Genomic DNA, 12,085 nt, shown 5'->3' with positions numbered 1-12,085 from the left:
GAGTTACACTGATGTTATTAAATTATCAAGCGAACTAAAAAATAACCGCACGATTAAAGTGCGGTTAATACTATACTTATTTTTCTTTAGGTAATCGTATCAAGGCGTAGATAAAACCGCCCCAAATAACGCCAAAAGCCACAATCATCATAATAATTGCACTCAAACTCATTTTACTCTCCTTTTTTTTCATCAAGGATTAATTGGGTATCATTTTTCCATTTTAAGCGAGAAAGCATAAACGCCACAATTAATAAACTGATAGCCATTCCCCAGCCAAAAATATTGACAAACCAGCTTGGGTATCCTTCATATCCTTCAGAGAAGACTTTGGCGCCCTCACTAAATAACATAAATGCTAAAATACCTGTGGTCAACACAATACATAAACGCCAGAAAAAGCCAACTTTGAAAGAAGAGGTTTCATTTAAATGATCGCCCAATAACCCTAATTTTTCGTTTGCCACAATTGCAATTAATGATACAAATGCAACAGCAACAATACCAAAATAGTTCACGAATTTGTCAAAGACATCCAACATTGGCAATCCTGTTGTCGTACCAAATAAGAGCACTGAAACCAGCATCATTGGTACACCCACGATAAAGGTTACTTTCACACGGCGAACACGCAACTTATCTTGAATAGCAGAGATGATCACTTCAATAACAGAAATGAAAGAAGTTAATGCTGCAAACGTCAATGAACCAAAAAACAAAACACCTAATACTTCACCAAATGGTGCTTTGTTAATAATGGTTGGAAATGCGAAAAATGCTAAACCAATTCCACCTTTTGCTACCTCACTTACTTCTTGACCTTGTGCCGTTGCAATAAAGCCTAATGCTGCAAAAACACCTACGCCTGCTAACACTTCAAAACTACTATTTGCAAAACCTACTACTAATCCACTTCCGGTTAAATCTGATTCTTTTTTAAGATAAGAAGCATATGTCACCATAATCCCAAAACAAATTGAGAGAGAAAAGAATATTTGTCCATATGCGGCAATCCATACACTTGGATTCGATAGTTTTGACCAATCTGGTGTAAATAAAGCATCTAAGCCTTTTTTCGCACCAGGTAAAAATAAGGAATAAATAACCAAAGCCATAAACATAATGACTAACACCGGCATTAATACCGATGAAACTTTTGCAATGCCTTTTTGTACACCAAGTGAAAGTACACCAAGGGCAATAATCCACATCGCAATTAATGGGCCGGTGACCATTCCCACAAACTCAAAGCTCACCCCATTTTTGATATCGCCCATTTTCAAAAATTCACCAATGAAAAAATCAATCGGTTTATCTCCCCAAGCACCATTAATTGAGAAATAGGTGTAACTTGCAGCCCAGCCAAGCACAACGGCATAATATAAGCCAATGATGACATTCACCATCATTTGCCACCAGCCAAACACTTCAAAATGTGGACTAAAACGACGATAAGACAAGGGTGCCCCACCACGGTGACGGTGCCCAATCGCATAATCTAAAAATAAAAGAGGAATCCCTGCAGTTAATAATGCAATAAGATAAGGGATAATAAAAGCGCCCCCACCATTTTCATAAGTGGTATAAGGGAAACGCCAAATATTACCAAGGCCCACCGCTGAGCCAATGGCAGCCATAATAAACGCGTTACGACCAGAGAAGGTTTCACGCTTTGGTGCAGATTGCGCCATAAATTGTTCCTATAAGTTAGAATGAAAGCTGTCAATATAATGAAATCTTGACATCAGTCAATAAAAGAGATAAAAGTGCGGTGAAATTTATACTAATTTTTGGTGAAAGTGCTTTCGTTTAAAAAAATGAGAAAACCGACAGCAATCGCTATCGGTTTTAGAATGGATTATTCAAGGCTAAATGCACGGATGTAAGGTAACTTACCTTTTTCGAGCATATCATCAATGCCATTTTGGTAATTATTTGTACCTAGACCACGTAACTCTAAGGTAAAACCAATACCATGATCATAGAGCACAGAGTCCTCATCTTGATGTTGACGGCTTGTCACATAGCGTCTTGCACCAATTCCGGCAGCCCAACAACAAGTGTTATATTGAATACCAAGATATTGTTCAACAGGTTTTTTAAGTGCGAGATCATGATAATATTTGCCCACAACCGACCAGTTATCTGAAACTTCCCATGCAGTAACAAGCCCTATCTGCTGAATATCTTGACGATAAGCATTTGCTGATCGCCCTAAATTTTGATCAATATAATTTTGACTAGCGTAACGATAATTTAATTGGATTAAATTATCCTTTTTAGGATTATATTCCAATGATGTATTCGCTAACGATGTTGCGTGCGTATTCGTATCATATTGATAACTGCCACGCCAACGCCAATGATCACTCATTTTCCAGTTAGACTCTAAAGCCCAAGCTGATGACGATGTTGGCGTTTTATTTGCGGGGTTATCATCAATACGTGAATCATTTAAATAATAAATTTGACCGGCTGATAAATTAAAGCGTTCATCACCCGCTTTATCATAAAAGCGAGTTGTTCCACCTAATGTCATTTGATTCGCAGAGGAGATTCTATCTAATCCACTGTAACGGCGATCACGGAAAAGCGAATAATAATCTTGCTGTACCAATGCGGAATCATAACCAAATCCTAAATAATCACTCGTACGTTGTTTTGAACCAATATTGCTTTGCTCACGATAAGGGCGATATAAATATTGAATGTGTGGTTCAAAAGTTTGAGTGTAATCTTTTAAGAAAGTGGTGTCCCGAGCTAATACAGTTTGTAAATCAAACTTAAATTGTGGAATGACACGATTTATGTTTTTCTGAACCTCTTCCGCATTCACGCCAGAACCCTTTTTCTGTTCATAACGTGTGCCATAAAGTTTAGTTTCTACTTTCAAGCCACCATATTCATTTGACATTGATGAAGCTAAACTTGGTTCAATGTGAAAACGCCATGCCGTTGGCATGAGATCACTGTCATTATCAAAACGTACAGCTTGAGAATACCATTTAAAATCTAACCAGCCATTGGCTAAATCATGTTTGTAATAATTAAAGTCCATTTGTGGCATCGCACGATAAGGACCAATAGATAGATTTTCATCAAAAACTTGGAACTGACGCGCTGAAAGCGAGAAATTATAATTAGGTTTATAGTAAGCAATTCGCGCATACTGATCTGCATAGCCATCTGTGCTGCTACCATATTGTGAATCAAAGTCGTTAAAGTAACGTTTATCACTCACTCGTGTATAATTTACATTAAAACGCCAGTTTTCTAAGAAGCTTGAACTGTGATTCCAATAGAATAAATGGCGTTTACGTTTATCACTAATATATTCATCATAACGATCTCGGCCTAGATATTCTCCTGCAACTTTTCCTTCCCCTATAGAGGTTAAATAGCGAAATTCACCATTTAATTGCCAACCACGATGCGACATGTATTTAGGCGTAACCGTCATGTCGTAATTCGGTGCAATATTCCAATAAATCGGTTGCATATACCAGAAGCCATCACGGCTAGATGAGCCACCACTTGGAATCAATAATCCCGAACGACGGCGATCACCAATTGGTAATTGCAAATAAGGGGTATAAAAAACAGGCACGCCATGCACTTTAAAACGTGCATGCCACATTTCAGCATATTCTTCTTTTACATATTGACGGATTTCTGATGCATCTACCGCCCAGGCATTCTCACCTCGTAAACAAGAGGTAAATGTGGCATTTTTCATTACACGATAATCATTTTGTAAATTGATATGTTCTGCCTTGCCCCTTCCTTGTCGCCCAACCAATTCATAATCCGCATTTGTGGCATGGCCGTCATGGCTATCTAAATTAAAATCAGCATTTTTCCCCAGCATATTAAGTTGATTATCTTTATAATCAAATCCACCTCGTATATAGGCAAAACGCTGTGGGGCTTGATGATTCCCCAATTGTTTCACTTCAACAGAATCTGCCATTAAGTGGCGGTTTCCCTGTCTTACATCTACGTTACCTTGATATACGGCCTGTGTAGGCTGATTAATCTCTGCATCATCAGCTTCAATATAGACGGGTAAGGTATTTAAGTCCCCCTGTACCACTTCGCCAGTAAAGTGTGGTACCCCCATTAAACATTGATCACGTAAATCCGCCATACTCTGCTGACTGTAAAGTGCGGTGAAAATAGCAAGAGAAACTAAGGTTTGATTTTTATTCATAATGCCGTTCTGCTGTAAAAAATATCTACGATTATACGGGAAAAATGTGTTTCCGAATATTATTAACGATAACGATCTAAAAATTTGTAATATTGAACACCAATCTTTGTTGCAAGATCTTTGATAATTCGACCACCATAAACAGAAGGGACTTTCAGACTTTCAAAAATAGATAAGCGTTCATCATCACCTAAAATTGCCTCGGCTACAATTCGTCCCGCAAGACCTGTCAAAGCCACGCCATGACCAGAATAACCATGGGCAAAATAAATGTGCGGAGAAATACGACCAAAATGTGGCGTTGAATTTAACGTCATATCAATCGGGCCAGCCCAGCCATAATCGATTTTTACATTTTCAAGTTGCGGGAATACGCGCAACATATTTTTCCGCATAATCGCGACCATATCTTTTTCTGAGCTAGAATCACTACCAAAAAGAAGACGATTGTCAGCACTCAAACGATAATAGTCTAATAATAAATTATTATCGCACACCGACATTCCATTATTAATAACAGAATCAGCAACCGCTTGGCTTAACGGCTCTGTGGCGATAATAAAACTTTCTACAGGTAATATTTTACGATTAATTCCGTGATGAATAGATTTCGGAAGCGCATCAATATAAGCATTGGTGGCTAAAATAACGTCTTGAGAAATAACCGCACTTTTATCTGTTTTAACCTCAACGCAACCATTTTTCTCAACCATATCCACTACAGGAGATTGTTCAAAAATCTGAATACCTAGATCGACACAAGCTTTCGCTAAACCTAAGCAATAATTAAGTGGATGTAAATGCCCTGAGTTACTATCAAATAAGCCGCCCACATAAATATCACTGCCTAAGTGCTGTTTTAGTTTATCCTTATCCCAAAGTTGCATATTCTGATAGCCAAAATTCTCATGACTTTCTTTTTCAATTTCAATTAAGTCATCCATTCGGCGTTCATTTAATGCCAATGTGGCATAGCCTTTTTTCCAGTCGCATTGAATGCCATATTTTTCAATACGTTCATCAATAATATCAATGGCCTCTAATGACATATTCCAAAGTTTATGCGCTTTATCTTCGCCAACTTGTTTAACGTATTCATCAATGCCTTCTTCAAAGCCATTAATTGCCTGCCCACCACTACGACCAGAAGCACCAAAGCCCACTCGAGCGCCCTCTAATACAATGACTTTTTTTCCTTTCTCCACCAGTTCTAATGCCGCAGATAAACCAAAAAATCCAGCCCCGATCACACATACATCAGCATGTTCAATTTGAGTTAACGGCGGGAATTGAAAATCTTGGTTACGAGAGTCGAAATAATAAGAGCGAACGTGTTCTTGATAGGCAAAATTAAGCATAAAAAATCTCTTAGGAAAAAATTGGCAAAATCTTACCCCGAAAGGGAAATATGTCAAACCTTTTACAAAAAAAATGCTATACTGCGCGCGCGCAAAATTTGTGCGTTTTATGATGAACGATAACCCTCGGAGGTCAATAAATTGAAAAAATTCTTTGCTCACTCACTCAAAAATCTTTTCCTTTCCACCACCGCACTTTTCGCGGCTTCCGCTTTTGCCAATAACAAACTTTACGTCTATAACTGGACAGACTATGTACCTTCTGATTTAGTCGCACAGTTCTCTAAAGAAACCGGCATTGAGGTGATTTATTCTACCTTTGAAAGCAACGAAGAAATGTATGCGAAACTCAAACTTACTCAGAATACTGGCTCTGGCTATGATTTGGTGTTTCCATCAAGTTACTACGTAAATAAAATGATTAAGGAAAAGATGCTTCAACCGATTGATCAAAGTAAATTGACCAATATTCATCAAATTCCTAAACATTTATTAAATAAAGAATTCGACCCAGAAAATAAATATTCATTACCTTACGTTTACGGACTTACCGGTATTGAAGTTAATGCGGATGAGATTGATCCTAAAACTATCACAAGCTGGACAGATTTATGGAAACCTGAATTTAAAGGCAAAGTTCTTATGACCAGTGATGCACGTGAAGTGTTCCACGTAGCATTATTGCTTGATGGTAAATCGCCAAATACCACCAATGAAGAAGACATCAAAACAGCTTATGAGCGTTTAGAAAAACTTTTACCAAATGTAGCAACCTTTAACTCTGACTCGCCAGAAGTCCCTTACGTACAAGGTGAAGCTGCAATTGGTATGATTTGGAATGGTTCTGCTTATTTAGCACATAAAGAAAATCCATCTCTCCAATTTGTGTATCCAAAAGAAGGGGCTATTTTCTGGATGGATAACTATGCGATTCCAACTACAGCAAAAAATGTTGAAGGTGCGCATAAGTTCATTGACTTCTTACTTCGTCCAGAAAATGCCAAAGTTGTGGTAGAACGCATGGGCTTTTCTATGCCAAATGAAGGAGTCAAAGCATTACTCAGCCCAGAAATTGCCAACGATCCTAAACTATTTCCACCAGCATCAGAAGTAGAAAAAGGAATTATGCAAGGTGATGTTGGTGAAGCTGTCGATATTTATGAAAAATATTGGAGCAAATTAAAAACCAATTAATTTCTCAATTTAGAAAACAAAAAAGTGCGGTGAAAATTCACCGCACTTCTTGTATCAGAAAAGAAAATACTTAAAGAATAAAACGACTCAAATCTTCATTTTCAACAACGTCATTTAACGCTTCAGAAACATATTTTTCATCTATCACAATTTTCTCCCCCGCGCGTTCACTTGCGTCAAAAGAAATTCCGTCCATTAAACGCTCTAATACAGTATGTAAACGACGAGCACCAATATTCTCCGTTTTTTCATTCACTCTAAACGCTGATTCTGCAATTTTACTAATGCCATCTTGAGTAAACTCAACTTCCACACCTTCTGTTTTTATTAACTCACGATATTGCAATGTAAGTGATGCATTTGGTTCAGTTAAAATACGCTCAAAATCGTCTTTCGTCAGGGATTTTAATTCCACTCGGATTGGCAAACGACCTTGTAATTCTGGCAATAAATCAGATGGACGTGCTATTTGAAATGCACCAGAACAAATAAATAAAATATGATCCGTTTTTACCATACCATGTTTAGTATTCACGCTTGAACCTTCGATAATCGGTAATAAATCACGTTGTACGCCCTCACGCGAAACATCACCACCTGAGTGCTCACCTTTTTTACAAATCTTATCAATTTCATCAATAAAGACGATACCGTTTTGTTCTACCGCATCAATGGCTTGTTGCTTAAGCTCTTCTGGATTGATGAGCTTTGCCGCTTCATCATCAATTAAAACTTTCAACGCCTCTTTAATCTTCATTTTGCGTTTTTTAGTCTTCTCGGTACCTAAATTTTGAAAAAGCGACTGCAATTGACTTGTCATCTCTTCCATACCTGGAGGTGCCATAATTTCTACCCCCATTGATACTCCAGCAGATACATCAATTTCAATTTCTTTATCATCTAACTGCCCTTCACGTAGTTTTTTACGGAAGATTTGACGCGTACTAGCATTATCAGAATCCTGTACATTTCCCCACTGATCTTTTGCTGGAGGAAGTAACACATCTAAAATACGATTTTCTGCAGCATCTTGTGCACGCATACGATTTTTTTCTACCGCTTGTTGGCGAACCAACTTCAGGGATACATCCGTAAGATCTCGGATAATAGAATCTACTTCTTTACCGACATACCCCACTTCAGTAAATTTGGTCGCTTCTACTTTGATAAATGGTGCATTAGCAAGTTTCGCTAGGCGACGTGCAATTTCTGTTTTACCTACGCCTGTTGGACCAATCATTAAAATATTTTTAGGCGTTACTTCTTGACGAAGTTCTTCAGTTAACTGCATGCGGCGCCAGCGGTTACGCAATGCTATCGCCACTGCACGTTTAGCCTCATTTTGTCCAATAATATGTGCATCTAATTCAGAAACGATTTCACGAGGGGTCATTGACATAAATTATCCTTTATATAATGAAAATGTAGGAGAAATGCTTTTATTAACATGGATCACCATTTCATATTTGTATATGAAATTCGCTTTTCACACCTACATGAGTAAGTTTATACTTCTTCAATAACGTGGTTATAGTTACTGTAAATATCGATATCACCCGCTATTTTTAGCGCTTCCGCGACGATTTCTTTTGCGGTTAAATCATTTTTAGTTCTAAGTAAGGCAAGTGCAGCAGATTTTGCGTAGTTGCCACCAGAACCGATAGCCAACACATCAAACTCGGGTTCAATTACATCACCAGAACCTGATACGAGTAAAAAATCGCTGTCATTTGCTACAATCATCATGGCCTCTAGTTTGCGTAATGAGCGCTCTGTACGCCATTCTTTTGCCAACTCCACCGCAGATTTAACTAAATGTCCTTGATGCAATTCTAATTTTTTCTCAAATAAGTCTCGTAAAATAAAAGCATCAGCAGTAGAACCAGCGAAACCTGTCACTACTTTATCTTTATATAAACGGCGCACTTTACGTACACTTCCTTTTTCCACACAGTTACCAAGTGTTGCTTGTCCATCTCCACCAATTGCCACTTTGCCATTTTTACGAACACATACAATCGTTGTCATTGTTCTATCCTTTATTAAAGAAAAGTTTTTCGTTATATGGTGATGAATTATCAGAATTCAAGTACAAATATATATTGCATATTTATTCATCAAAAGAAATTAAAAAATGTGATCATGATCATATTTTAACATCGAAAACGATTGCTTCTAATTGATTGATGCAATAAAAAGCGTATTATGACGCAGATTTTAAACCCAACCTAGAAGGATTCTCTATGAAAAATTTAATGAAATTATCTTTAGTGGCATTGTTAACTGCCGCAGCGATTCCCGCCATGGCTGGCAAAACTGAACCTTATACACAATCTGGTACAAATGCGCGTGAAATGTTGCAAGAGCAACCAATTCACTGGATTTCAGTAGATCAAATTAAAAAAGAATTAGAAGGCAAAGGCCCAATTAATGTCAGCTTTGATATTGATGATACCGTACTTTTCACCAGCTCTTGTTTCTATTATGGTCAACAAAAATATTCTCCAGGTAAACAAGACTATTTGAAAAACCAAGATTTCTGGAATGAAGTTAACGCTGGTTGTGATAAATATTCCATTCCAAAACAAATCGCTGCTGATTTGATCAAAATGCACCAAGAACGCGGAGACCAAATTTATTTTATTACAGGTCGTACTGCAGGGAACGTGGATGGCGTAACACCTGTATTACAAAAAGCGTTTGATATTAAAAATATGCACCCTGTTGAATTTATGGGCGGACGTGAGCGCACAACTAAATACAACAAAACCCCGGGCATTATTGCGCATAAAGTTAGCATTCACTATGGCGACAGCGATGATGATGTGTTAGCAGCTAAAGAAGCGGGTATTCGTGGTATTCGTTTAATGCGTGCAGCAAACTCAACTTATCAACCAATGCCAACTTTAGGTGGCTATGGTGAAGAAGTGTTAATCAATTCAAGCTATTAATTGACCGCACTTTAACAACAAAAAAGCAAGTTAGGATTCCTAGCTTGCCTTTTGTTTTACCACTTAATTAGTGTTTAGTTTGACCTTCTTCAGATTTTTCTTCTGCATTTTCTGCTTGTTGACGATTCATATATTCAACAAACAATGCATCAAAGTTTACTGGAGATAAATTCAACGCAGGGAACGTACCACGATTTACTAAGTTAGACACTAATTCACGCGCATAAGGGAAAAGCATATTCGGGCATTGAGAAGTTAAACAATGCGCCATTTGAACATCTTCCAAACCGCTAATAGTGAATACGCCCGCTTGTTTTACTTCACAAATAAATGCGACATCACCACTATCTTCAAGTGTAGTTTCAACAGAAATGTTTAATACCACTTCATATAAGTCATCACCAACTTGGGTTGTTTCGGTGCTTAAATCAAAACCAAGTTTTGGCTTCCATTCTTGTTGGAAAATATGTGGAAGATTTGGTGCTTCAAAAGACACATCTTTCACATAAATACGTTGAATTTGGAGAACGGGTTGTTGTTCTTCTGTTGCTGCAACGTCTTGTTTTTGTTCTGACATTTTCTATTCCTTATTATTTATGTTTTTTAACTAAAGGTAAATTTGCTGCTGCCCATGCAGAAATGCCTTCTTTTAACACAAACACACGGTTGAAACCTTGTTTTGCTAAAAGTGTAGCTGAAGCTGGTGCGGAAACACCGTTAATATCTACCAACACAATTGCTTTTTCTTTGTGTTGTTCAATTTTACCGATGTTTTGATTTTTAATTTCGCTTGGAAGTAAATTAATACTATCAATGATATGACCACGTTGAAATTCTTCAATACTACGTAAATCCACCACAATAGCTTCATCCGCATTTATTAAACGAATCACCTCATTGTGAGTGATTACTTTAAATTTACTCGTTGCGCCTTTATAGAAGGTATAAATCACCATCACGAAAATCGCAAACCAAGAAACCGCTAAAAGAGTATGTTTTTGAGCAAACTCTGTTGCCATTGGGATAAATTCTTGCATTGTTTTCTCTACTGATTAAATACGTCAAAATAGGGCTCAAGTATAACCGCACTTGGGTTATCTTTCAAAAAAATTATGCTTAAATTCCGTACTTGTATAAAGGTTATACAATCAACAAAAAATTATGTGATCGGGATCATAAATTTACATTTTCATTATTCAGAATAGCTCAATTTAGTTAGATGATTAGAAAGTAATTTTTATTCATTAGGAGAAATCTATGAAATTAACTAAATTAGCCTTATGTACTTTATTTGGTCTAGGTATTTCAATAGCAAATGCAGCAAACTTGCCAAATATTACAATCTTAGCAACGGGTGGTACCATTGCAGGAAGCGGACAAAGTTCGGTAAATTCTGCGTATAAAGCTGGACAATTAAGTATTGATACTTTAATTGAGGCTGTACCAGAAATGAAAAATATTGCCAACATTAAAGGTGAGCAAATTGTAAAAATAGGTTCACAAGACATGAATGACGAAGTCTGGCTAAAACTTGCAAAAGCCATCAATACTCAATGTAAAAATACTGATGGATTTGTCATTACCCATGGTACAGATACCATGGAAGAGACAGCTTATTTCTTAGATTTAACCGTAAAATGTGAAAAACCAGTTGTTCTAGTAGGAGCAATGCGTCCAGCAACAGAAAAAAGTGCTGATGGCCCATTAAATCTTTACAATGCAGTTGTCGTTGCAGCAGACAAAAAATCGAGTGGTCGTGGCGTTTTAGTCGCAATGAACAATGAAGTACTAGGTGCTCGTGATGTCACAAAAACCAGTACTACCGCAGTGCAAACTTTTCATTCACCAAATTATGGTTCTCTAGGCTATATTCATAACAGCAAAGTGGACTATGAACGTTCCCCAGAAAGCAAACACACCATCAACACTCCGTTTAATGTAGAAAAATTAAATAGCCTACCAAAAGTGGGGATTATTTATGCTTATTCAAATGCACCAGTTGAACCATTAAACTCATTACTCAATGCTGGCTATCAAGGGATTGTATCTGCTGGAGTTGGCAATGGAAATGTTAATGCTGCACACTTAGAGCGCTTAGAAAAAGCCGCAAAAGATGGGGTCATTGTAGTCCGTTCTTCTCGTGTACCAACTGGCTATACAACTCGTGACGCTGAAGTTGATGATAGTAAATATGGCTTTGTAGCATCAGGTACTTTAAATCCACAAAAAGCCCGCGTACTCTTGCAATTAGCTTTAACTCAAACTAAAGATCCAAAAGTAATTCAACAATATTTCGAAGACTTCTAAGAGCAATTGTAAGAAACAAAAGTGCGGTTAGAAATAACTGTACTTTTGACTACAATTTATTGATC

11 protein-coding genes are annotated in these 12,085 nt (G+C 37.3%); 3 read left to right on the top strand and 8 right to left on the bottom strand.

The window, feature by feature from the left end; translation table 11 throughout:
* Window positions 1-76 precede the first annotated feature (76 nt).
* The 4 genes from C3V42_RS04960 to C3V42_RS04945 form a co-directional block, all read right to left on the bottom strand.
* Window positions 77-172 (bottom strand): methionine/alanine import family NSS transporter small subunit, encoded by a 96-nt coding sequence (locus tag C3V42_RS04960; RefSeq protein WP_080351522.1) that lies wholly within the window; start codon window positions 170-172, stop codon window positions 77-79.
* 1 nt (window position 173) lies between these two features.
* Window positions 174-1,691, bottom strand: coding sequence for a sodium-dependent transporter (locus tag C3V42_RS04955; protein ID WP_106013870.1), 1,518 nt, complete (start codon window positions 1,689-1,691; stop codon window positions 174-176).
* 167 nt (window positions 1,692-1,858) lie between these two features.
* Complete coding sequence (gene lptD / locus C3V42_RS04950; RefSeq protein ID WP_065264910.1) at window positions 1,859-4,210, bottom strand: LPS assembly protein LptD; 2,352 nt, start codon at window positions 4,208-4,210, stop codon at window positions 1,859-1,861.
* A 62-nt stretch (window positions 4,211-4,272) separates the two neighbouring features.
* Entirely contained in the window at window positions 4,273-5,568 is a 1,296-nt protein-coding gene (locus C3V42_RS04945) for an FAD-binding oxidoreductase (protein WP_106013869.1), read from the bottom strand.
* 141 nt (window positions 5,569-5,709) lie between these two features.
* On the opposite strand from C3V42_RS04945, the gene C3V42_RS04940 reads away from it, so the two are divergent.
* The gene (locus tag C3V42_RS04940) at window positions 5,710-6,762 is read left to right on the top strand and encodes an extracellular solute-binding protein (protein WP_106013868.1); all 1,053 of its coding nucleotides are present in this window, start codon (window positions 5,710-5,712) and stop codon (window positions 6,760-6,762) included.
* 70 nt (window positions 6,763-6,832) lie between these two features.
* On the opposite strand, the gene hslU is transcribed toward C3V42_RS04940, so the two are convergent.
* Both hslU and hslV read right to left on the bottom strand, forming a co-directional pair.
* Window positions 6,833-8,161: an HslU--HslV peptidase ATPase subunit gene (gene hslU, locus C3V42_RS04935; RefSeq protein ID WP_106013867.1), complete on the bottom strand. Its 1,329-nt coding sequence runs from the start codon at window positions 8,159-8,161 to the stop codon at window positions 6,833-6,835.
* A gap of 107 nt (window positions 8,162-8,268) precedes the next feature.
* The gene (gene hslV / locus C3V42_RS04930) at window positions 8,269-8,790 is read right to left on the bottom strand and encodes an ATP-dependent protease subunit HslV (protein ID WP_106013866.1); all 522 of its coding nucleotides are present in this window, start codon (window positions 8,788-8,790) and stop codon (window positions 8,269-8,271) included.
* Between the two features lie 215 nt (window positions 8,791-9,005).
* Between hslV and aphA the strand changes: the two genes are divergently transcribed.
* Window positions 9,006-9,713 (top strand): acid phosphatase AphA, encoded by a 708-nt coding sequence (gene aphA / locus C3V42_RS04925; RefSeq protein WP_048952901.1) that lies wholly within the window; start codon window positions 9,006-9,008, stop codon window positions 9,711-9,713.
* A 67-nt stretch (window positions 9,714-9,780) separates the two neighbouring features.
* On the opposite strand, the gene secB is transcribed toward aphA, so the two are convergent.
* Complete coding sequence (secB, locus tag C3V42_RS04920) at window positions 9,781-10,290, bottom strand: protein-export chaperone SecB (protein WP_005629412.1); 510 nt, start codon at window positions 10,288-10,290, stop codon at window positions 9,781-9,783.
* Window positions 10,291-10,303: 13 nt separating this feature from the next.
* Window positions 10,304-10,750 carry a rhodanese-like domain-containing protein gene (locus C3V42_RS04915; protein WP_005635667.1) on the bottom strand — a complete coding sequence of 149 codons (447 nt, stop codon included), beginning with the start codon at window positions 10,748-10,750 and terminating at the stop codon, window positions 10,304-10,306.
* 220 nt (window positions 10,751-10,970) lie between these two features.
* Here C3V42_RS04915 and ansB point away from each other — a divergent pair, with 220 nt between their 5' ends.
* Window positions 10,971-12,020, top strand: a complete 1,050-nt coding sequence (gene ansB / locus C3V42_RS04910) for an L-asparaginase 2 (RefSeq protein ID WP_106013865.1) — start codon at window positions 10,971-10,973, stop codon at window positions 12,018-12,020.
* Window positions 12,021-12,085 lie beyond the last annotated feature (65 nt).

This window comes from Haemophilus sp. oral taxon 036, assembly GCF_002998595.1.
Taxonomy (GTDB): Bacteria; Pseudomonadota; Gammaproteobacteria; order Enterobacterales; family Pasteurellaceae; genus Haemophilus; species Haemophilus haemolyticus_K.
The sequence above is the reverse complement of the archived record's forward strand: the minus strand, read 5'-3'. Positions and strand labels throughout refer to the sequence as shown.